The sequence below is a fragment of the Allobosea sp. AAP35 genome, assembly GCF_001295925.1.
Lineage (GTDB): Bacteria > Pseudomonadota > Alphaproteobacteria > Rhizobiales > Beijerinckiaceae > Allobosea.
This window is the reverse complement of sequence record NZ_LJHQ01000024.1, coordinates 1-20,388: the sequence shown is the minus strand read 5'-3', so window position 1 is coordinate 20,388 and position 20,388 is coordinate 1. Positions and strand designations below refer to the sequence as shown.

Below are 20,388 nucleotides of genomic sequence, written 5' to 3'. Positions count from 1 at the left end.
TCAAACCCAAAGATGTTTCCGAAAGTGGTGACGGTTAATGAATGACCATACGGAAGCAGCAATGCACGCCACACGGCCGCGCGGGCGGCCCAAGCAGCGTTCGGACGCGGAAGAGCGGCAGCGAATCATCGCGCTGGCTTGCGAATTCTTTCTCGATGTCGGCTATGGCGGCACGACGATGGACGGCGTCGCGGCGCGCTGCGGCATCTCCAAGAAGACGCTTTACCGGTTGTTTCCGGCCAAAACGGATCTGTTCAGGGCCATGGTCGCCGATAACCGGCGCACGATGCTGGCCTTGCCGCGCCCGCCGGAGGATCTGCCGCTGGCGCAGGCCCTGGCCGCGATCTTCCGCCTCGATATCGAGGAGCCCGACAACAATGAGAGGCTCGCCTTCATTCGGCTCGCCATGGCTGATTCGGACCGCTACCCGGAGATCGCCGAGGCGATCACCCTTGAGGGGGCGGAGCCGGCGCTTCGGCTGTTGACCACTTGGATGACGCATCAGCAGGAGCGCGGCGCGCTACGCCCGTTTCCGCCGCAGACGGCGGCGCGCATGCTGATGGACATGGTGTTCGGCGTGCTGGTCAAGCGCTTTCCGGGCGATGACCTGCTGACGCGCGAGGACCGTTTCGCCCATGCGCGGCACTGTATCGATGTCTTCCTGCACGGGCTGGCGCCGCCCGCGCCGCTCGACTGACATCGCGCTCCTGATGGTCGCCGCCGCGCTTCAGCAGCAGCCGAGGCGCGAGAGGTAGTGCCGCGTCACGGCGCTCTCCAGCGCCGGGAGGGCTGCGGCGAGACCGGCGCGCTCCTTAATTCCGGCGCGGTAGATGCCGCGCAGTTCGTCATGGACGGCGTCGAGATCGACGCCCTGGACGCGGCCATGCGCGACGACCGTGCGCCCCGCCACGATCAGTTCGCGGATATGGCGGCGGTTGGCGCGGGCAAACATCAGATCCAGCGGATCGACCGGCATCAGCGCATCCTCGTCGAGTGCGGCACGGTCGAGGATCAGGAGATCGGCCGCCTGCCCTTCCGCAAGTTGGCCGCCCGGGGGCGCACCGAGCGCGATGCGGCCCGTCTCCAGCGCCATGGCGAGGACATCGCGCGGCTTGAGCGTCTGGTCGAAGCCCCAGCCGGCCTGCAGCGACCAGAGCAGGCGCAATTCACGCAGCGCGTCGTCATCCTCGTCGAAGGCCTGCCCGTCGACGCCGAGCGCGACCTTGCAGCCGCGCGCGACCATCTCGGCGACCGGCGCCAACCCTGAGCGCAGCGCCAGGTTCGAGGAGGTGTTGGTGACGATGACGCAGCCGGCCTCGGCGATCATCTCGAGTTCGTCGCGCCTTGCCCAGACGCAATGGGCCAGCGTCAGGCGCGGGGAGAGCAGGCCGATCTCCTTCCAGTGCTTCACCAGCCCGCCCGGATAGGTCCGGTCGGCCCAGTCGCGCTGGTATTTCGTCTCGAAAAGATGGGTGGTGACGCGCCGGCCGGTCCGGGCCGAGGCTTCGGCGATCGCCTGCCAAAGCGCATCCGAGCCCCATTGCGGACCGTTGGGCGCATATTGCACATCGACCATCGGCCCGGCGATGGCCTCCGCCACGGCGTCGACACGGGCGATCTGCTCGGCGACCGGCAGCACCGGCGCAAGATAGCGCGCCTCGATCTCGGCGCGGGCGACGGGGTCGAGATCGGCGAGAACGGGGGCGTGATCGCCATAGACCAGCGGGTTCTGGTCGCGCATGCCGACGCCAAAGGCGATGCGCACGCCGATGTCGCGGGCGGCGCGGGCCATCGCGGCGGCCTCCGTCGGCAGGTCGGTCAGCCCCATCGGCCGGACATGGTGGATCATCACCGCGCCCTGCCCGCCGAGCGCGGCACGGCCGAGCGGGGCCAGGGTCGCGAGGTAAGGATCGACGGGGGCAAACAGCGCCAGCCGGTGCAGCCAAAGTTCGAGCGGCCTGGCGAAGCCGCCGACCGAGCTGGTGCGGATCGGCCTTGCATGGTCATGCGCGTTGACCAGCGCCGGCAGCAGGACGATGTCGTCGGAAGGCGCCTGCGCGGCGGGGGCGACTGCGGCGATGGTGCCACAATCCAGCGTCAAGCGGGTGTCGCTCAGGCTGCGATGGGCATCGAAGGCGTGTCCGGCAATGATCTGGCGCAAGGGGTCTCTCCGAGGAACAGGCCAGTCCGGGCATGCCGGAATGTCGGCCGCGCGACAAGCACCAGCACGATGTGGGAGCAAGAAGCGGGCCGCTCCGCCTGCTGGCGTGAGGCGCCTGGCTTGCGGGATTGGCACTCGACATGCAAAGCGCCCAAAGTCCATCCTCCTGCCACCCCCCAGCCGCCAGGGATCGCTCATGCCCCACCATCTGCACGCCTCGCCCGAAACCTGCCATTGGGGGTATTTCGACGCGCGCGTCGCGCCGGCCGTGACGATTGCAAGCGGCGAGAGGGTGACGATCGAATCCGTCAGCGGGACGGTCGAGACACTGCCGCCTGCCGGGTTCCACGTGCCGCCCGAACTGCACGCGATCCACGCCGCGCAGAAGGGCCTGCCGTTCGGGCCGCATATCCTGACCGGGGCCGTGGCGGTGGAGGGGGCCTGGCCCGGCGACGTGCTGCAGGTCGATATCGAGGCCGTCTCGCTGCGCCAGGATTGGGGCTACAATTTCAACCGGCCGCTCGCCGGCACGTTGCCCGACGACTTTCCGCATTTCCATTTGATGAACATCCCGCTCGACAAGGCGCGGATGGTCGCGACGATGCCATGGGGTCTCGAGTTGCCGCTCGCGCCGTTCTTCGGGGTGATGGGCGTCGCGCCGCCGATCGAATGGGGGCGCTGCACCTCGATCATCCCGCGCGCTTTCGGCGGCAATCTCGACAACAAGGAACTGGTCGCGGGCACGACCTTGTATCTGCCGGTCTTCGCGCCCGGCGCGCTGTTTTCGGTCGGTGACGGCCATGGCGTGCAGGGCGATGGCGAGGTCAACGTCACCGCCATCGAGACGGCGCTGTCGGGCACCTTCCGGCTGACTGTGCGCAAGGATCTGAGCTTCACCTATCCGCGTGCCGAGACGCCGACCCATGTCATCACCTGCGGCATGGACCCCGATCTCGACCGCTGTGCCGAAAAGGCGCTGCGCGACATGATCGTGCTGATCGTCGAACGCACGGGCATCACCCGCGAGCAGGCCTATGCGCTGTGCTCGATGGCGGCGGATCTCCGCGTCACGCAAACGGTGAACCAGCACAAGGGCGTGCATTGCATGCTGAAGAAGAGCCTGCTGGAGCAGCGCTGATTCGCCCGCGTGGACGTTCAGAACCCGCCCGGCGGCCGGGCGGGTTCTGTCGTGTTCGCTTCGTCGTGTTGCGGCTCCGCCGCGCGTGGCGGAGGTCGGAGGCCCGTTGGTTCCGGGCGCGCTGACGTCAAGCGCGTCGGAGCTTGAGCGTCACGCCTTGGCGCGGGCGACGCGCTTGGGCTTGGCGGCAGCGGCCGGCACGGCGGCCTTGCGGCCGAGTCCCATCGACTTGGCCAGCGCCGAGCGTGCCTCGGCATAAGCCGGCGCAACCATCGGATAATCGGCCGGAAGACCCCATTTCGTGCGGTACTGCTCGGGGGTGAGGTCGTATTTGCTGCTGAGATGGCGCTTCAGCGACTTGAACGACTTGCCGTCCTCCAGGCAGATGATCGCATCAGGGGTGACCGATTTGCGGATCGACACGGCTGGAACCAGCGGCGCGGCGGCTGGCGCTTCAGGCTCGCCGCCGAGCTTGGCGAGCGAGGCATGGACGCTGGCGATCAAATCGGCGAGATCAGCACGGGGGACGTTGTTGCGGGCGACGTAGGCGGAGACGATCGAGGTCGTCAGGTCCAGTAGCTCTTCGTTATTGTCTGCCATGAGGTGTTCCGATCGGGGGAAGTGAAGGTCATTGCTGTTAGAAGTCCATTCGAATTAGGACGAAGACAAGGCAATGTCTATCCACGACCGCTCGAAACCTGATTCAAAAGGTTGACGAGATGCTGCTGCAACGGGAGCAAATGCCCTCCTTCAACCTCTGCGTGAAATTCCCGTAAGGGCAGCCCTTTTTACGAGCGGCGCGTCTGATCTGGACAGCGAAACGTCGATGCCGTTCCTGATTCGAAAGACCGACCGGCGCCCGGCGCGCGGCAGGGATTCGCCTGATGGGATCGCCCGAGGCATGCGCAAGCACCGGCGCCGCTGAGTTGCCTCTGCGCCTGCCGGTTCGCGGCCGCGTTCAAGGCTGTGGAAGCCGTAGCCGATCAGCGCCCGTCTCCAGCGCGGCATCGCTGTCGTCCTTGAGATCGACCCCGGTCAGGGCGCGACGAAACCCCTGGTCGATCAGCCAGGCGAGCTTGAAGGCCGCCTCCGGGAAGCCGAGCCCGCCGGGGCGGATGTTCGAGATGCAGTTGCGGGCTTCGTCGGTCAGCCCGATCCGCGGCGCGAAAGTGAGATAGGCGCCCAGCGAATCCGGCGAGGACAGGCCAGGGCGCTCGCCGATCAGCACCGCGACCATGCGCGCGCCCAGCGCCTGGCCCACCGCGTCCCCCAGCGCCACCCGCGCCTGCGTGGCGATGACGATCGGCGCCACGGTGAGCGACTGGCGCTGCAGGAACGGCAGCAGCGCGCCGATCAGCGCAGCGGCGTTCTGGTGGACGGCGGTCGAGGACAGCCCGTCGGCGACGACAATGGCGAGGTCGAACGAAGCGCGACGCGCCTCCAGTGCGGCGCGGCTTTCCGGCGAGAGACTTCGGCCCCAATCCGGCCGGCGCAGATAATCCTCGCGCGAACGGGCCGCGCTCTCAACCGCAAGCGTCTCGATCCCAAGCCCCACGAGTGCGGCCACGACCTCGTGAGGGCGGAAGGGTGCATGGACGGCGTCGCGCGCCTGGGCATGGGCGAGGCCGAAGCGCAGCACCTCGCGCATCGGCAGCGAGGCGCCGGTCCGTCCCAGCGCGATCCGAGCCGGCGTCAGTCTGGCGAGTTCCGCGAAACGGCCCGCGGCCGGCGGCTTGTCCGACACGCTCATGCCGCCCGGTCCTGCAGGGCGGCGAGCAAGGCCGGCCCGCCCTGCCCGGCGCTCAAACGGCCGCTCGCATCCGTGATGTCCATCCGCCGCAGCCAATCCTCGAATTCCGGCGCGCGCTTTAGGCCGAGCACCTCGCGGATGTAGAGCTGGTCGTGGAAGGAGGTCGACTGGTAGTTCAGCATGACGTCGTCGGCGCCGGGCACGCCCATGATGAAATTGACGCCGGCCGTGCCCAGCAAGGTGAGCAGCGTGTCCATGTCGTCCTGATCGGCCTCGGCATGGTTGGTGTAGCAGATGTCGCAGCCCATCGGTACGCCCATCAGCTTGCCGCAGAAGTGGTCCTCAAGACCAGCGCGGATGATCTGCTTGCCGTCATAGAGATATTCCGGGCCGATGAAGCCGACGACGGTGTTGACCAAGAGCGGCTGGTAGGCCCGGGCGACGGCGTAGGCGCGCGCTTCGAGCGTCTGCTGGTCGACGCCATGATGGGCATTGGCCGAGAGCGCCGAGCCCTGGCCGGTCTCGAAATACATGACATTGTCGCCGACCGTGCCGCGCTTCTGCGAGCGGCCGGCCTCCAGCCCCTCCTGCAACAACGGCAGCGTCACGCCGAAGGAGGCGTTGGCGGCTTGGGTGCCGGCGACCGACTGGAAAACGAGATCGACCGGCGCGCCCTGCTCGATCAGCGCGATCGAGGTGGTGACATGGGTCAAGATGCAGGCTTGGGTTGGGATGTCGAAGCGCGCGATGAGGCCGTCCAGCAGGCGCAGCAATTCGCCGATCCGGGCCGTGCTGTCGGAGGCCGGGTTGATGCCGATGACGGCATCGCCGCAGCCATAGCTCAGCCCATCGATGGTCGAGGCGAGGATGCCAGCAGCATCATCCGTCGGGTGGTTGGGCTGGATGCGAACGGCAAGCCGGCCGGGCAGGCCCAGCGTGTTGCGGAAGCGCGTGACGACGCTGCATTTGCGCGCGACGAGGATCAGATCCTGATTGCGCATCAGCTTGGAGACCGCCGCCGCCATCTCGGGGGTGATGCCGGGCGCGAGCCTGGCAAGCCCCTCCGTCGTTGCGGCGTCCGAGCAAAGCCAGTCGCGGAACTCGCCGACGGTCAGCGAGGCGACGGTCGCGAAGGCCGGCGCGTCATGGCCGTCGATGATCAGGCGGGTGACCTCGTCCTGCTCGTAAGGCACCAGCGCCTCGTGCAGGAAGGTCCGCAGGGGGAGATCGGCCAGCGCGATCTTCGCCGCCATCATCTCCTCCAAGCTGCCGGCCGCGAGACCAGCCAGCCGGTCGCCGGAACGCAGCGGCGTCGCTTTCGCCATCAGTTCCTTGAGATCGGCGAAGACGTAAGTCTGGTTGCCGACCGCGATGCGATATCCCATCAACCCGTCTCCCAGACGCGCACCACGAAGCCACGGTGGCATATCAACCGCTCGTCTCCGCCCTAGCAAGGCGCAGGCCGAGGGCGGGTGCCTTGTTCATAGACGACAGTTCCATTGCAGCGGCGTCCCCCGCGCCTTATCCCTCGCCGGATCAAGAGCGGGGCGTACCTGCCGTCGTTGACAGGAAACGCCATGGCCGACCAAGACGATGCCGGACGCCGCACGATCGGCACTTACGATTATGTCGTCATCGGCGCCGGCTCGGCCGGCTGCGTCGTGGCCAACCGCCTGTCGCGTGCCCCGAAGAACCGCGTGCTGCTGCTGGAGGCTGGTGGGCGGGACGACTGGATCTGGTTCCACATCCCGGTCGGCTATCTCTTCGCCATCGGCAATCCGCGCGCCGACTGGCTGTACAAGACGGAAGCCCAGGCAGGGCTGGGCGGGCGGGCCCTGGCCTATCCGCGCGGCAAGGTGGTCGGCGGCTCGTCCGCCATCAACGCCATGGTCTATATGCGCGGGCAGGCTGCCGATTATGACGGCTGGCGCCAGCTCGGCCTCTCCGGCTGGGGCTGGGACGATGTGCTGCCCTATTTCCTCCAGCATGAGGACCATGCCGGGCCTGGCGCCAGCGACATGCACAAGGCAGGCGGGGAATGGCGCGTCGAGCATCCGCGCGTGCGCTGGGCGATCCTCGACGCGATCCGCGAGGCGGCGGCCGAGGCCGGCATCGCCAAGATCGACGACTTCAACACCGGCGACAACGAGGGCTCGTCCTATTTCCAGGTCAATCAGCGGCGTGGGCGGCGGCTCAGCGCCTTCAACGCCTTCATGCGGCCGGTGCTGGACGCGCGGGAGGCCAATCTGCGGCTCGAAATGGGTGTGCTGGTCGAACGCGTGGTTGTCGAGAACGGCCGCGCCACGGCGATCGAGTTCAGCCACGGGGGCGAGATGCTGCGCGCCGAGGTGACGGGCGAGGTGGTGCTGTCAGCCGGCGCCATCGGCTCGCCGGCGCTGCTCGAACGTTCGGGCATCGGCGATGGCGCTCGGCTGCAAGGCCTCGGCATCGCGACCGTGGCCGACCTGCCCGGCGTCGGCGAGAATTTGCAGGACCATCTCCAGATCCGGCCCGTCTACAAGGTCGAGGGCGTGCGGACCCTCAACAGCGACTATGCCAAGATCTGGCGACGGCCGCTGATGGCGCTGCAATATGCGGCGCTGCGCAGCGGGCCGCTGACGATGGCGCCCTCGCAGGTCGGCGCCTTCGCGAAGTCCTCGGCCGAGTATGCGACGGCCAATCTCCAGTATCACTTCCAGCCGCTGTCGCTGGATTCCTGGGGCTCGGGGCTGCATCCCTTCGATGCCTTCACCGCCAGCGTCTGCAATCTGCGCCCGACCAGCCGCGGCCATGTCCATCTCAAGACGCCCTCCGCGCAGGACGCGCCCGCGATCTCGCCGAACTACCTCGACACGGAAGCCGACCGACAGGTCGCGATCGACGCGATGAAGCTGACGCGCCGGATTGTCGCGCAGGCGCCGCTGGCGCGCTTCCGGCCTCAGGAGCATCTGCCGGGCCCCGCCGCTAGCAGCGACGACGAATTGCTCGCGGCGGCAGCAACGCTTGGCACGACGATCTTCCATCCCGTCGGCACGGCAAAGATGGGCCGCGATGATGACGCCTTCGCCGTGCTCGACGAGCGGTTGCGGGTGCGCGGGATCAAGGGTCTGCGCGTGATCGACGCCTCGGTGATGCCGGCCATCACCTCGGGCAACACCGCCAACCCGACCATGATGATTGCCGAAAAGGGCGCGGCAATGATGCTGGAGGATGCCAAGGCGGGGTGAGCACGACCGATGACAAAGTCTGATCCTCCAAGCGACGCGCGCGGCCCCCTCGCCCGTATCCTCTTCGCCATCCTGCGAGCGATCCTGACCGTCGTCATCGTCGTCGACGAGATCGCCCGGCCGCTCTACCGCCCGCTGATCGCCTGGTTCGCCTCGCTGCGGATCGTGGCGCGGATGGAGGCCGTGATCGCGCGGCAGTCGCGGCTGGCGATCCTCGCCCTGCTCGCCGTGCCCTTCGCCATCGCCGAACCGCTGAAGCTGCTGGGGTTGTGGATGATGACGGATGGCCGGTTCCGGACCGGGCTCGTCGTCTTCGCCTTCGCCCATCTCGTCAGCTTCCTGCTGGTCGAGCGGATCTATCATGCCGGGCGCGAGAAGCTTCTGACCTATGGCTGGCTGAACTGGCTGATGACCCTGCTCGAGCGGCTGCGGCGCCGGGCGCTCGACTGGGTTCGTAGCAGCGCGGCTTACGGCTTTGCCATCCGGGCTCGCGACGCAGCGCGCAGCTGGTGGCGCGGGTTGCGGGTGTAAGCGGCATCAAGTTCGAATGGAAACACGCCGTCATCCTGGCCGAGCCGCGCAGCGGCGCAGGCCGGGATCCATCATCGAGCACCGTCGCTGCCCTATGATGGATCCCGGTCGGCCTAGGGCCGCCCAGGATGACGGCGCATAGGGGCGATCGTGAAGAGGCTAAACCACCTGATTGCGCAGCACCGTCTCGCCGCGCGAAAGGCGGGCGAGGTTGTCCACCAGCAGATCGACGACATTCGTCTCATAGGCGCGGGTTTCGCCGGCGCTGTGGGGCGTGACGATGACGTTCTTCATCGCCCAGAGCGGCGAAGCCGCCGCCAGCGGCTCCTCGACGAAGGTGTCGAGCCCCGCACCGGCGATGCGCCCTTCGCTGAGAGCCTCGATCAGCGCCTGCTCATCGACGACCTTGCCGCGCGCGACGTTGATCAGGAGCGCGCTCGGCTTCATTGCGGCCAGCGCCGCCGCGTCGATCAGGTTTTCCGTCTCCGGCGTCAGCGGGCAGGTCAGCGCGACGATGTCGGCCTGCGTCAGGACCTCGTGCAGTTGATCGGGCCGCACAATCGCTTCGATGCTGGCATTCGGCTGCGGGCTGCGGCGCACGCCGATGACGCGCAGGCCGAAAGCGGCGGCGAGCGTCGCCAGCCGCAGGCCGATGCGGCCAAGGCCGACGATCACCAGCGTCTTGCCGGCAAGTTCGTCCTCGCGCCGGCTGCGGTCGCCGATCATCGGGCGCCAGATCCCGGCCGTCTGGTTGTCGCGGGCGAGGTGGATCTGGCGGGTCAGGCCGAGGATCAGCGCCATGGCATGCTCGGAGACGGCGCGCTCATTGGCTCCTTGCGCGCTGGCGAGGCGAATGCCGGCGGCCGCGAACGCCGCCTTGTCGTACTGGTCGGTGCCGGCGGAGACCGACTGGACGAAGCGCAGCTTCGGGCTCGTCGCGATCAGTTCGTTGCGCCACAGGCCTGACACGACCACGACATCGGCCTCATGCGCGCGGGCCTTCAACGCGTCGAGGGAGCGGACCTCGAAGCTCTTCGCCGCATGGCCGCGCGTCGCAAATTCGGCCTGCAACTGATAGGCGGCATGGGCAAAGCAGATGGTCAGATCGCCTGATGGCGGCAGGGCGGGCATGTCGGTCGTATCCTCTCGAGGCAAGGCGTGATCAGGCGCGGTTGAGGGCAACGTAGCGGGCGGTTTGGGCTCTGTCCCGGCGCGTGGCGCATGCAAGACTCACGCTGAACCCGAGCGCGGAGCGAAGGACGACAGCGCCGCTTCGAGCCTGCGCCAGGCTGCGCCATCGCCGGGCAGGCCGAAGCGCAGCCATGTCGCATCGTTCTGGAAGCGGCGGACATAGAGTCCGTCACGGCCGAGATGGGCGAAGAGTTGCGGCGCATCCGGGGTCGCGAGCAGGCGAAACAGCGCCGTGCCCCCGACAATCCGGCCCAGCGGCGACAGCAAAGCATCGAGCCTGGCGGCATCGGCGACGCGCGCCGCGCCGGCCTGCGCGAGCCATTCGGCGTCGGCCAGAGCCTGTGCCCCGATCTCCAGCGCCGGGCCGGCGACGGCCCAGGGGCCCATCGCGGTGCGCAACGCTGCTATCGGAGCCGCTTCGCCGATCGCGAAGCCGAGCCGGACACCCGCTAGCCCATAGGTCTTGCCGAAGGAGCGTAGCACGATCGCAGCCGGCGGCAGGGCCGGGATCAGGCTCAGCTTCGGCGTGACATCGCAGAAGGCCTCGTCAACAACAAGGAGGCCGCCGCGCGCGGCGCAGCGCATGGCGAGCGCGCTGAGTTCTGCCGGCTGAAAGCTGCGGCCGTCGGGGTTGTTGGGGTTGACGACCACCAGGCTCGCTGCCTCGGCTGCCCGTGAGACGGTCTCCACCTCGATAACCTGCGCGCCCGCCTTCCGCCAGGCCAGCGCATGTTCGGCATAGGTCGGCCCAAGCACCGCGACGGGCCCGGCGCGGGCGATCTCTGGACAAACGCGCGGCAGCAGGTCGATCAGAATCTGCGTGCCGGGCGCGGCGACGATCCCCGCTTCGGGCGGGACGCGATAGGCCTTTCGCGCCGCCGTCAGCAGCGCAGCCTCATCATCGGCACCGGGCAGGCGCTGCCACAGGCTTAACGGCAGCGCGGGAAGCGGATAGGGGATCGGGTTGATGCCGGTGGAGAGATCGATCCAGGGCTCGGGCGCTGCCGGAAACAGCGCCCGGGCTTGGCCGAGATCGCCGCCATGCCAGATGCCTCCGGTCCCCGTCGTTTCGCCCATGGCCCTGCCCGACACAATGCTTCTGCTGCTGGCCGCGCTCGCGATCGAGGCTGCGGCCGGCTATCCGCAGCGCTTGTATGCGCGGATCGGCCATCCCGTCACCTGGCTCGGTGCGCTGATCGCCACGCTCGACCGCCGAATGAATCGCGAGAGCGCCGGTTTCGCTGCCCGCAAGGCGGCGGGCGTGGCCGCGCTCGTCATCCTGCTCGCGGTGGCGCTGGTTGCCGCACTCGCGCTGAACGCCCTGTGCTGGCTGCTCGGGCCGGCGGGACTTTTGCCGCTGGCGCTGCTCGCCTCGACGCTTCTGGCGCAGCGCAGCCTGCATGAGCATGTCGCGGCTGTCGCCGACGGGCTGGAAAGCGGCGGGTTGGCCGAGGGGCGCAAGGCGGTGTCGATGATCGTCGGGCGCAATCCCGACAGCCTCGACGAGGCCGGCGTCTCGCGCGCCGCGATCGAGAGTCTGTCGGAGAATTTTTCCGATGGCGTGGTGGCGCCGGCCTTCTGGCTTGGTGTCGGAGGGCTGCCCGGCATCGCGTTGTACAAGGCGATCAACACCGCCGATTCGATGATCGGGCACAAGACGCCGCGCCATCTCGCCTTCGGCTGGGCCTCGGCGCGGCTCGACGACCTCGTCAACCTGCCAGCCTCGCGGCTGACCGCGCTGCTGATCGTCGCAGCCGCCTCGCTCGACCGCGACGCCGATGCGGCGGGCGCCTGGCGGGCCGTGCGCCGCGATGCGCGCCTGCATCGCTCGCCCAATGCCGGCTGGCCGGAAGCGGCGATGGCGGGCGCGCTGGGATTGAGGCTGGCGGGGCCGCGCATCTATGGCGATGTCACCGTCGAGGATGGCTGGATGGGCGACGGCCGGGCCGAGGCGACGGCGGCGGACATCCGGCGCGGCTTGCGGCTGTATCGCAAGGCTTGCGGGCTGTTGTGGGGGTTGGCGGGATGCGGCGCGCTGATCGCGCTGGTGCTGTCGCGGGGGTGAGCAGGCCGGCTTACGGCTGGCCGCAGTTTGCGCTAAAATCGTTCTGAAGCCGGGTGGGAAGGCGATCATGGGCACGCATGTGACGATCGACGACGACGTCGTCCGGGCCGCCGAGAAGCTGGCGCGGGAGCAGGACCGCACCGTCGGGGAGGTGATCTCCGACCTGGCCCGGCGCGCTCTGCCAGCGGAGCCGGAGATCACCTACCGAAACGGCTTCCCTCAACTGCCGAGCCGTCCCGGCGTCGTGGTCACGTTGGAACTGGTGAACGCGCTTCGCGATGAAGAGCCGTGACGTATCTGCTCGACGTCAACGTTCTGATCGCGCTCATCAATCCGTCGCACATTCATTCCTCGGTCGCACATGACTGGTTTGCGTCCCGTGCGAAAGAGTCATGGGCGACCTGTCCGATCGTCGAGAACGGCGTGGTGCGTATCCTCGGAAACCCGCGCTATCCGTTTTCGCCGGCCCAATCGTCACCTGCTGGCGTTGCCCGGATTCTGAGCGAACTCCGCGCCATTCCCGGACACGTTTTTTGGCCTGATGCGGTCAGTCTGTTTGACGACGCGATCGTCGATCTCTCACGGCTGCGCCATTCAAAAGAGGTGACCGATACCTATCTGCTGGCGCTCGCGTCATCCAAAGGCGGGAAGCTGGCGACCTTCGATACACATATCGCCACCTATACAGTCCGTGGCGGTGCCGACGCGCTTCACCTCATTCCCACGGCCTGACACCCTTCTAAAACTCGATCCCCTCCTGCGCCTTCACGCCGGCGGTGAAATGGTGCTTCACCAGTGTCATCTCGGTCACGAGGTCGGCGGCCTCGATCAGCTCCGGCTTGGCGTTGCGGCCGGTGACGACGATGTGGAGATCGGGGCGGCGCGCCTGCAGCGTGGCGATGACTTCGGCCAGCGGCAGGTAATCGTAGCGCAGCGCGATGTTGAGCTCGTCCAGCACGATCAGGCGGATGCTGTCATCGGCCATCAGCTCTTTGACCTTGTCGAAGGCGCGGGTCGCGGCAGCGATGTCGCAGGCCTTGTCCTGCGTCTCCCAGGTGAAGCCCTCGCCCATGGTGTGCCAGGCGATCTGCTCGCCGAAGGCCTCCAGCGCCCGGCGCTCGCCGGTTTCCCAGGCGCCCTTGATGAACTGCACCACGCCGACGCGCCAGCCATGGCCGAGCGCGCGCAGCATCAACCCGAAGGCCGCCGTCGACTTGCCCTTACCGGGCCCGGTGTTGACGATCAGCAGGCCCTTCTCGACCGTCTTGGAGGCGACCTCGGCATCCTGAAGCGCCTTGCGCTTTGCCATCTTGGCCTTGTAGCGGGCGGCGTCGTCGGTTTCGTTCGTCATCGTCGTTCTCACTTCACCTGCATCGGCAGCCCGGCGACCATGAAGACCACGCGGCCGGCCCTTGCCGCAATCGCCTGGTGCAGACGGCCGGCCTCATCGCGGAAACGCCGGGCCAGCGCATTGTCGGGCACGATGCCGAGCCCAACCTCGTTGGAGACGAGAACGATGGGCGCCGAGGCCTGCGCGCAGGCCGCGATCAGCGCGGCACCGGCGGCGACGGTGTCCTGCTCGGCGAGCATCAGATTGGTCAGCCACAGCGTCAGGCAATCGACCAGCACCGGGCGGCCCTCGGGAAGCCTGCGAATCGCATCGGGCAGGTCGAGGGGCGCGTCGAGCGTGAGCCAGTCCGGGGAGCGGCGGGCGCGATGCTCGGCGATTCGCGCCCGCATCTCGTCGTCCCAGGCCTGGGCGGTCGCGATATAGGCCCAAGGTGGCGGCAGGGCCTCGATCAGCGCTTCGGCATGGCGGCTCTTGCCGGAGCGGGCGCCGCCGAGGACGAGGGTGAGGTGGGGGATCGATTCTGTCACGGCAGCCCGCGCAAGGAAGCGAGCCCTCATCCTGAGGAGCGGACGACAGTCCGCGTCTCGAAGGATGTTCCAGAGTGCGCTGGAGCATCCTTCGAGACGCCGCTTCGCGGCTCCTCAGGATGAGGGCTGGGGTGGAAGCGAAGCAACTGCATTGCACAGCCTCCCGCACATGGCTAATGATCGTCGCCGACGGTGCCTCCGCGAGGAGGTGAAAAGGGAACGCGGTGCGATGCCGTGGCTGCCCCCGCAACTGTAAGCGGCGAGTTTCGCGCCATCGGCCACTGGGAGCGATCCCGGGAAGGCGGCGCGAAAGGCCTAGACCCGCGAGCCAGGAGACCTGCCGTCGACACTGTTCCCATGGGCCCATCGGACGGGGTGTTCCGACGGCGGCTGTGTTCGCGTGGCGTCAAGCCAGGCGGCTCCGTCCTTGGGAACGTTGGCCGGTCGCAAGACCGGCTGCCTTGTGACGGAGACCCTGCGACCATGACGCTTCGCAACCGCCTGACCCTCGCCTTCACCGCCCTGCTCGCGACGCCCGCGCTCGCCCACCACCCGATGGGTGGCGCGACGCCCTCGACCCTCGCCGAGGGGCTGCTGTCGGGCCTCGGCCATCCCATTCTCGGCCTCGATCACCTCGCCGCGCTCGTTGCGGTCGGCCTCGTCGCCTCGCGCTATGCCTCGGGCGCGCTGCTTTTGCCCGTGCTTTGGATCGTCGGCATGGGGCTTGGCGCCTTCGCCCATATGAACAGCATCGATCTGCCGGCCGGCGAGATCCTGGTTGCCGGCAGCTTGGTGCTGATCGGCGCCATCGGCGTGCTCAAGCCCTCGCTGCCGCTGCCTGCCCTGGCTGCGCTCTTTGCGGCGGCCGGCTTCGCCCATGGCCATGCGCTGGCCGAATCGATCATCGGTGCCGACACCGCCGTGGTCGGGGCCTATCTTGTCGGGCTGGTGGCGATCCAGGCTGCGGTCACGGTCGGCACGATCCTGCTCGTGCGGCGCCTGTTTGCGATGCCCGCCGCCCTGCCCCTGCCGGTTCGTGCAGCGGCCGCTGCGCTCGCCTGCGTCGGCCTGGTCTTCCTCGCCGCCGCCCTGCCCGGCACGGCCTGAAGCCAGACCGCAGCATGAGTGATCTTTTGGAGCCGCCGCGCCCGGGCACGGGCGCGGACTGCGTGCGCATTCTCGTCTGCGCCAGTTGCCGCGCGGCCGGGGGCGACCCCGATGCGCCGCGCCCCGGCGCGGTTCTCGCCGCCGGACTTCGGCAGGCTCTCGATGCCGGCGACCGGCAGGCCGTCACCGTCGAGACGGTCGAATGCCTCTCGGTCTGCAAGCGGCCCTGCACGGTGGCGCTCACCGGCGAGGGCCGCTGGACCTATATCTATGGCGATCTCGACCCCGCAATGGGCGTCGAGACGCTGCTCACCTTCGCGCGCCAGTATGGCTCGACCCCTGATGGCATCGTGCCCTGGCGCGAGCGCGCCGAGGCGATCCGCAAGGGCGTCGTGGCGCGCCTTCCCCCTCTTCCGATCGCGAGTCCGCAATGACGTCCCCAACCAACATCACCCTCGGCAAAATTCCCTGCACCATCGTCACCGGCTTCCTCGGCGCCGGAAAGACCACGCTGGTGCGCCATCTGCTGGAAAATGCCGGAGGCAAGAAGCTCGCGGTCCTCGTCAACGAGTTCGGCGATCTCGGCTTCGACGGCGAGTTCCTCAAGGGCTGCGGCATTTCCGGCTGCACCGAGGACGACGTGGTCGAACTGCCCAATGGCTGCATCTGCTGCACGGTGGCGGATGATTTCGTGCCGGCGCTGGAAAAGCTCCTGAACCGGGCCGACCGGCCGCAGCACATCCTGATCGAGACCTCGGGGCTGGCTTTGCCCAAGCCGCTGGTCCAGGCCTTCAACTGGCCGGCGATCCGCGCCCGCGTCACCGTCGATGGCGTCATCGCCGTGGTCGACGGGCCCGCCGTGGCGGAGGGGCAGTTCGCCGACGATCCCGAGGCGCTGGCCGCACAGCGGGCGCAGGATGCGTCCGTCGAGCACGACAACCCGCTGGAGGAGGTGTTCGAGGACCAGATCCTCTGCGCCGACCTGATCCTGCTCAACAAGAGCGACCTGATCGATGAGGCGACGCGCGAGCGGGTGAAGAGCGAGATCGCCGCGCATCTGCCCAAGGCCATCAAGATTGTCGAGACCCGCCACGGCACGATCGAGCCGGCGCTGATCCTGGGTCTGAGCGCGGCCGCCGAGGCCGATCTGGCGTCGCGCCCCTCCCATCACGGCGATGGCGAGGATCACGAACACGACGATTTCGATTCGGTTGCGCTCGCTTTGCCGGCCGGCCTTGCGCCCGAGGCGCTGGCGGCGCGCCTCGGCAAGGCCGCCGAAGCGCAGGGCGTGCTGCGGCTGAAGGGCTTCGCCGCCGTGCCGGGCAAGCCGATGCGGCTCGTCGTGCAGGGCGTCGGCCGGCGCGTCAGCCATCATTTCGACCGCGCCTGGACCGAGGGCGAAGCGCGCGACGGACGCCTCACCGTGATCGGGCTCAAGGGCTTCGACGTGAAGGCTGTGGAGGCCGCGCTCGCCGGCGCCTGAGCGCGGGGCGGCAGTCAAAGGACGCGCATGCATCTGCTCCCGACCAGCGAGATCAGGCTCGACGATGGCGAAGACGCCGTCGATCTTGGCCTGCCGCCGGGAGACGTGGTCGTGCTCTCCTTCGCCGACAGCGATCTCTCCGCGCTGGCGGCGGCGGCCGGAGACAGTGCCCTGAGCGTCCGCCTCGTCTCGCTGCGGCGGCTACGGCACCCGCTCTCGGTCGATCTTCTGATCGAGAAGACGGTCGCCAGGAGCCGCTTCGTGCTGTTGCGCTGCCTCGGCGGGCTGGATTACTGGCGCTACGGCGTCGAGCAGTTGAGCGAAACTTGCCGACGCGAGGGCATCGCACTCGCCGTGCTGCCGGGCGACGACCGCGACGATGCCCGGCTGGCGGAGTACGGCACCGTGCCGCCCGCCTGCGCGCGGGCGATCCTGAGCTATTTCCATGCCGGCGGCGGGGCGGAGAACATGCGCCGGCTGCTGGCGATGGCGGGGGGGTATCTCGGCCGCGACCGGCCGCCCTCCGAGCTTGCGCCCCTCTCCCTCCCGCCGCTGTTTGCGCTGGGCGCCAACGCCGCGCCGATGCCCTGGCGCGAGGCGCTCGCCGCCTTGCCCGACAAGTCCTTCGTGCCGATCCTGGTCTACCGCTCGGCCGTCAGCGCCGGCGACACGGCGATGGGCGAAGCGCTGGCCGCCGCGCTCGCTGCACGCGGCACGGCCCCGCTGATCCTCGCCTTGACCAGCCTGAAGGACCCCGCCGTCACCGCCGAGCTCGCGGCACTGATCGCGACGCGGCAGCCGGCGGCCATCGTCACCACGACCGCGTTCTCGGCGCGCGAGGGCGCCGATTTCGTGCTCGACGCGGCGGACTGCCCCGTCTTTCAGGCCATGCCGGTCGGCAGCACCCGCGAGGCCTGGGCGGCCTCGGCGCGGGGGCTCTCGGCGGTGGATCTCGCGATGCAAGTCGCGCTGCCGGAGTTCGACGGGCGGCTGGGCACGATCCCCGTCGCCTTCAAGGCCGAGATCACCGACCCTGCGACCGGGCTGGCGACCCGCCGGCTGGTGCCCGATCCGGAGGGCGTTGCAGCGCTCGCCGATCTCGTGACCAGCTGGACCGCGCTGGCGTCCAAGCCGGTCGCCGCGCGCCGGCTGGCGCTGGTAATGTCGGATTACCCCGCGCGCGGCGGGCGGGCGGGCTTCGCGGTGGGGCTCGACACGCCGGCGAGCGTCGGCGTGATCCAGGGGCTGCTGGCGGCGGCGGGGTACGCCGTTTCCGGTGGAGCGGTTGAAGCCTTACGCCATCCCCTTCCCCCCGCTTGCGGTGGGGAAGGGTTAGTGATGGGGGGGCGTGCAGGAGAGGCCTTGACCGTTGAGCCAAGCGGAATGCCCCCTCACCCCGGCCCTCCCCACCGCAAGCGGGGGGAGGGAGAAAAGGCCGGCGCGGCTCTGATGACCTCCCTCACCACCGGGCCAGCCGCTCTCTCGCTCCCCCTCGACGCTTATCGCGCCTGGCTTGCCACCATCCCCGACGACGCGCGCGAGGCCCTCATCGCCGCCCATGGCACGCCGGAATCCGATCCGACCGTCAGCGATGGCGCCTTCCGCTTCCGCATCGTCCGCAATGGTGCCCTCACCATCGCGCTGCAGCCGCCGCGCGATGCGACGCCCGACCGGAAGGCGCGCTATCATGACCCCGACGCGCCGCCGGCCCATGGCTATCTCGCCTTCTACCGCGCCCTGCGGGAGACGGCGGGCATCGACGCGCTGATCCATCTCGGCACCCATGGCACGACCGAATGGCTGCCGGGCAAGGCGGTGGCGCTGTCGTCGTCCTGCTGGCCGCGGCTGGTCACGCACGGCCTGCCGGTCATCTATCCTTACGTCGTCGATGACCCCGGCGAGGCCGCGCCGGCCAAGCGGCGGCTTTCGGCGATGACGCTCGGCCATCTGCCGCCGCCGCTGGCACAGATCGGGGCTTCAGGCGAGACCGCGCTGCTGCGCGACCTCGTCGAGGAGTTCAGCCAGGCACAGGTGCTCGATCCGCGCCGGGCCGACATCGTCGCCAGCGAGATCCGGGCGCGGGCGGAGGCCAGCGGGTTGGCCGCGGCTTGCGGCGTCACGGCCGATCAGCCGATGAGTGAAGCGCTGACGCGGCTCGACGCGCATCTTTGCGACATCGCCGAACTGCCCTTCCGCGACGGGCTGCATGTCTTTGGACAGTCCGCGCTCGACCCGGTCTCGGCGGAAAGCGAGCGCGAGGGGCTGCTGCGCGCGCTCGACGGGCACTTCGTGGCTCCCGGGCCCGCCGGCTCGCCGCATCGTGGCCGGCCCGACGTGCTGCCGACCGGGCGCAACCTCTCGACGCTCGACCCGCGCGCAATTCCCACGCGAGCGGCGGCACGGCTGGGAGCGCTGGCGGCGCAGGCCGTCATCGCGCGCCATTTGCAGGATGAGGGCGAGCCGCCGCGCCGGATCGTGATGGATCTCTGGGCGTCGCCGACGCTGCGCTCGGGCGGCGAGGACATCGCCCATGCGCTGGCGCTGATGGGCGTCGTGCCGCTCTGGGACGATGCCTCGACGCGCGTCACCGGCTTTGCGATCACGCCGCAACCCAAGCTGGAGCATCCGCGCGTCGATGTGACGGTGCGTATCTCGGGCGCCTTCCGCGGCACGTTTCCGAGCCAAGTCGCGCTGCTCGATGCGGCTGCGCGCGCCGTCGCGCTGCTCGACGAACCGGACGACTGTAACGAGCCCGCCGCCGCGCGGCGTCGTGGCGAAGCCGGCGCGCGCGTCTTCGGGGCAGCGCCGGGCCGCTATGGCGCGGCCGTCGCCGACCGGGCGCTCGACGGCGACTGGACGAGCCGCGACGAACTGGGCGCCGCCTATCTCGCCGCCTCCAGCCACGCCTATGGCGGGCCGGAGGGTGCTGCCCATCCCGATGACAGTTTCTCCGCCCGAATCCGCGCGGCCGATGCCTTCGTGCATGTCAGCGACACCGCCGGGCGCGATATCCTCGAAGCCTCTAGTGCTGCCGACGTCATCGGCGGGCTTGCGGCCGCGGCGCAGTCGCTCGGGGCCGCACCCGCGCTCTACAGCCTCGATTCCTCCAACCCCGAGGCGCCGAAAGCCCGCACGCTGGCCGAGGACATCACCCGCATCGTCCATGGCCGGCTGACGCATCCGCGCTGGATCGCGTCCCATCTCGCCCATGGCTGGCGCGGCGCGGCGGAACTGGCGGAGGCAATCGACACGCTCTTCGTCTTTGCGGCGAGCACGGATGCGGTCTCCGACGGGCTGTTCGACGCGGTTTTCCAGGCCTGGTGCGCCGATACGACTGTCTGGACCGCGATCGAGGCCGCCAATGCGCCGGCCGCCGAGGCGATCCGGTCGCGGCTGGCGGATGCCGCGCGGCGCGGCCTGTGGACGAGCCGGCGCAATTCGGTGGGGCCGTTTCTGGCGGGCAGGCCTGCGGCGGAGGCGGCGGAATGAACGCGCCCTCCCCCCAAGCCCTGCGGCGCGGCTGGTGCCCGAGCACGCTCAAGCCGATGGAGACCGGCGATGGCTGGCTGGTGCGGCTGCATCCGCCTGGCGCCTGTCTAACCCCGGCGCAATTGCGGCGCATCGCGACGCTGGCGGGCCAGCACGGCAACGGGCTGATCGAGATCTCGGCGCGCGGCAACATGCAGTTGCGTGGGGTCACGGCGCAAAGCCATCCGGAACTGGTCGCGACGCTGCTGGCCGAGCGGCTGGTCGACGAGCATGAGGGCGACGGGCCGCAAAGGCTGACGCTGGTTTCGCCGCTGGCGCAGCTCCCCCTTCCCCCTCCCCCCGCTTGCGGTGGGGAGGGTCGGGGTGGG

At 69.1% G+C, this 20,388-nt stretch carries 19 protein-coding genes, 1 pseudogene and 1 riboswitch; of the genes and pseudogenes, 12 read left to right on the top strand and 8 right to left on the bottom strand.

Annotated elements, in window-relative coordinates:
* Positions 1-61: 61 nt before the first annotated feature.
* Positions 62-697, top strand: coding sequence for a TetR/AcrR family transcriptional regulator (locus tag IP69_RS10030; RefSeq protein WP_054142689.1), 636 nt, complete (start codon positions 62-64; stop codon positions 695-697).
* Positions 698-727: 30 nt separating this feature from the next.
* Here IP69_RS10030 and IP69_RS10025 read toward each other — a convergent pair whose 3' ends face one another.
* Positions 728-2,161: an amidohydrolase family protein gene (locus IP69_RS10025; RefSeq protein ID WP_054142688.1), complete on the bottom strand. Its 1,434-nt coding sequence runs from the start codon at positions 2,159-2,161 to the stop codon at positions 728-730.
* Between the two features lie 196 nt (positions 2,162-2,357).
* Between IP69_RS10025 and IP69_RS10020 the strand changes: the two genes are divergently transcribed.
* The gene (locus tag IP69_RS10020) at positions 2,358-3,299 is read left to right on the top strand and encodes an acetamidase/formamidase family protein (protein ID WP_054142687.1); all 942 of its coding nucleotides are present in this window, start codon (positions 2,358-2,360) and stop codon (positions 3,297-3,299) included.
* A 150-nt stretch (positions 3,300-3,449) separates the two neighbouring features.
* On the opposite strand, the gene IP69_RS10015 is transcribed toward IP69_RS10020, so the two are convergent.
* The 3 genes from IP69_RS10015 to IP69_RS10005 all read right to left on the bottom strand — a co-directional run bounded on the left by IP69_RS10015 (position 3,450) and on the right by IP69_RS10005 (position 6,434).
* Entirely contained in the window at positions 3,450-3,899 is a 450-nt protein-coding gene (locus IP69_RS10015; RefSeq protein WP_054142686.1) for a MucR family transcriptional regulator, read from the bottom strand.
* A gap of 358 nt (positions 3,900-4,257) precedes the next feature.
* Positions 4,258-5,049 carry an ethanolamine ammonia-lyase subunit EutC gene (gene eutC, locus IP69_RS10010; RefSeq protein ID WP_054142685.1) on the bottom strand — a complete coding sequence of 264 codons (792 nt, stop codon included), beginning with the start codon at positions 5,047-5,049 and terminating at the stop codon, positions 4,258-4,260.
* A complete protein-coding gene (locus tag IP69_RS10005) occupies positions 5,046-6,434 on the bottom strand; it encodes an ethanolamine ammonia-lyase subunit EutB (protein WP_054142684.1) in 1,389 nt (462 codons plus the stop codon). Before IP69_RS10005 ends, eutC begins: the two co-directional genes overlap by 4 nt.
* 192 nt (positions 6,435-6,626) lie before the next feature.
* Between IP69_RS10005 and IP69_RS10000 the strand changes: the two genes are divergently transcribed.
* The gene (locus tag IP69_RS10000) at positions 6,627-8,276 is read left to right on the top strand and encodes a GMC family oxidoreductase (protein ID WP_054142683.1); all 1,650 of its coding nucleotides are present in this window, start codon (positions 6,627-6,629) and stop codon (positions 8,274-8,276) included.
* A 9-nt stretch (positions 8,277-8,285) separates the two neighbouring features.
* Entirely contained in the window at positions 8,286-8,807 is a 522-nt protein-coding gene (locus IP69_RS09995; protein ID WP_054142682.1) for a hypothetical protein, read from the top strand.
* Between the two features lie 159 nt (positions 8,808-8,966).
* Here the strand turns inward: IP69_RS09995 and IP69_RS09990 are convergent, their stop codons facing one another.
* Positions 8,967-9,938, bottom strand: coding sequence for a D-2-hydroxyacid dehydrogenase (locus IP69_RS09990; protein ID WP_054142681.1), 972 nt, complete (start codon positions 9,936-9,938; stop codon positions 8,967-8,969).
* Positions 9,939-10,037: 99 nt separating this feature from the next.
* The gene (gene cobD, locus IP69_RS09985) at positions 10,038-11,075 is read right to left on the bottom strand and encodes a threonine-phosphate decarboxylase CobD (RefSeq protein ID WP_054142786.1); all 1,038 of its coding nucleotides are present in this window, start codon (positions 11,073-11,075) and stop codon (positions 10,038-10,040) included.
* Between cobD and cbiB the strand changes: the two genes are divergently transcribed.
* From cbiB to IP69_RS09970, 3 genes are all read left to right on the top strand, one after another.
* On the top strand, positions 11,074-12,063 hold the full coding sequence (gene cbiB, locus IP69_RS09980; protein ID WP_082359201.1) for an adenosylcobinamide-phosphate synthase CbiB: 990 nt from the start codon (positions 11,074-11,076) through the stop codon (positions 12,061-12,063). The genes cobD and cbiB overlap by 2 nt on opposite strands.
* Before the next feature lie 67 nt (positions 12,064-12,130).
* Positions 12,131-12,355: a CopG family transcriptional regulator gene (locus IP69_RS21815; protein ID WP_054142679.1), complete on the top strand. Its 225-nt coding sequence runs from the start codon at positions 12,131-12,133 to the stop codon at positions 12,353-12,355.
* A complete protein-coding gene (locus tag IP69_RS09970; protein ID WP_054142678.1) occupies positions 12,352-12,795 on the top strand; it encodes a TA system VapC family ribonuclease toxin in 444 nt (147 codons plus the stop codon). The genes IP69_RS21815 and IP69_RS09970 overlap by 4 nt, the downstream gene beginning before the upstream one ends.
* Positions 12,796-12,802: 7 nt before the next feature.
* Here IP69_RS09970 and cobO read toward each other — a convergent pair whose 3' ends face one another.
* Positions 12,803-13,414, bottom strand: coding sequence for a cob(I)yrinic acid a,c-diamide adenosyltransferase (gene cobO / locus IP69_RS09965; protein WP_054142677.1), 612 nt, complete (start codon positions 13,412-13,414; stop codon positions 12,803-12,805).
* 8 nt (positions 13,415-13,422) lie between these two features.
* On the bottom strand, positions 13,423-13,941 hold the full coding sequence (cobU, locus tag IP69_RS09960) for a bifunctional adenosylcobinamide kinase/adenosylcobinamide-phosphate guanylyltransferase (RefSeq protein ID WP_248306784.1): 519 nt from the start codon (positions 13,939-13,941) through the stop codon (positions 13,423-13,425).
* A 173-nt stretch (positions 13,942-14,114) separates the two neighbouring features.
* Positions 14,115-14,301, top strand: a riboswitch (cobalamin riboswitch).
* 123 nt (positions 14,302-14,424) lie between these two features.
* Between cobU and IP69_RS09955 the strand changes: the two genes are divergently transcribed.
* From IP69_RS09955 to IP69_RS09935, 5 genes and pseudogenes are all read left to right on the top strand, one after another.
* Positions 14,425-15,048 (top strand): HupE/UreJ family protein, encoded by a 624-nt coding sequence (locus tag IP69_RS09955; protein WP_054142675.1) that lies wholly within the window; start codon positions 14,425-14,427, stop codon positions 15,046-15,048.
* Positions 15,049-15,062: 14 nt separating this feature from the next.
* A complete protein-coding gene (locus IP69_RS09950; protein WP_054142674.1) occupies positions 15,063-15,482 on the top strand; it encodes a DUF1636 domain-containing protein in 420 nt (139 codons plus the stop codon).
* On the top strand, positions 15,479-16,531 hold the full coding sequence (gene cobW, locus IP69_RS09945) for a cobalamin biosynthesis protein CobW (protein ID WP_054142673.1): 1,053 nt from the start codon (positions 15,479-15,481) through the stop codon (positions 16,529-16,531). The genes IP69_RS09950 and cobW overlap by 4 nt, the downstream gene beginning before the upstream one ends.
* 27 nt (positions 16,532-16,558) lie before the next feature.
* Complete coding sequence (cobN, locus tag IP69_RS09940; protein WP_054142672.1) at positions 16,559-20,020, top strand: cobaltochelatase subunit CobN; 3,462 nt, start codon at positions 16,559-16,561, stop codon at positions 20,018-20,020.
* A pseudogene (locus IP69_RS09935) lies at positions 20,017-20,388 on the top strand (hypothetical protein); the annotation flags it as partial. The gene cobN and the pseudogene IP69_RS09935, both read left to right, overlap by 4 nt.

Bases quoted from the DNA above. Each gene is read 5' to 3' on its own strand.
- IP69_RS10030 (WP_054142689.1), top strand. From the start codon at position 62: ATGCACGCCACACGGCCGCGCGGGCGGCCCAAGCAGCGTTCGGACGCG.
- IP69_RS10020 (WP_054142687.1), top strand. From the start codon at position 2,358: ATGCCCCACCATCTGCACGCCTCGCCCGAAACCTGCCATTGGGGGTAT.
- IP69_RS10015 (WP_054142686.1), bottom strand. From the start codon at position 3,899: ATGGCAGACAATAACGAAGAGCTACTGGACCTGACGACCTCGATCGTC.
- eutC (WP_054142685.1), bottom strand. From the start codon at position 5,049: ATGAGCGTGTCGGACAAGCCGCCGGCCGCGGGCCGTTTCGCGGAACTC.
- IP69_RS10005 (WP_054142684.1), bottom strand. From the start codon at position 6,434: ATGGGATATCGCATCGCGGTCGGCAACCAGACTTACGTCTTCGCCGAT.
- IP69_RS10000 (WP_054142683.1), top strand. From the start codon at position 6,627: ATGGCCGACCAAGACGATGCCGGACGCCGCACGATCGGCACTTACGAT.
- IP69_RS09995 (WP_054142682.1), top strand. From the start codon at position 8,286: ATGACAAAGTCTGATCCTCCAAGCGACGCGCGCGGCCCCCTCGCCCGT.
- IP69_RS09990 (WP_054142681.1), bottom strand. From the start codon at position 9,938: ATGCCCGCCCTGCCGCCATCAGGCGATCTGACCATCTGCTTTGCCCAT.
- cbiB (WP_082359201.1), top strand. From the start codon at position 11,074: ATGGCCCTGCCCGACACAATGCTTCTGCTGCTGGCCGCGCTCGCGATC.
- cobD (WP_054142786.1), bottom strand. From the start codon at position 11,075: ATGGGCGAAACGACGGGGACCGGAGGCATCTGGCATGGCGGCGATCTC.
- IP69_RS21815 (WP_054142679.1), top strand. From the start codon at position 12,131: ATGGGCACGCATGTGACGATCGACGACGACGTCGTCCGGGCCGCCGAG.
- cobO (WP_054142677.1), bottom strand. From the start codon at position 13,414: ATGACGAACGAAACCGACGACGCCGCCCGCTACAAGGCCAAGATGGCA.
- IP69_RS09955 (WP_054142675.1), top strand. From the start codon at position 14,425: ATGACGCTTCGCAACCGCCTGACCCTCGCCTTCACCGCCCTGCTCGCG.
- IP69_RS09950 (WP_054142674.1), top strand. From the start codon at position 15,063: ATGAGTGATCTTTTGGAGCCGCCGCGCCCGGGCACGGGCGCGGACTGC.
- cobW (WP_054142673.1), top strand. From the start codon at position 15,479: ATGACGTCCCCAACCAACATCACCCTCGGCAAAATTCCCTGCACCATC.
- cobN (WP_054142672.1), top strand. From the start codon at position 16,559: ATGCATCTGCTCCCGACCAGCGAGATCAGGCTCGACGATGGCGAAGAC.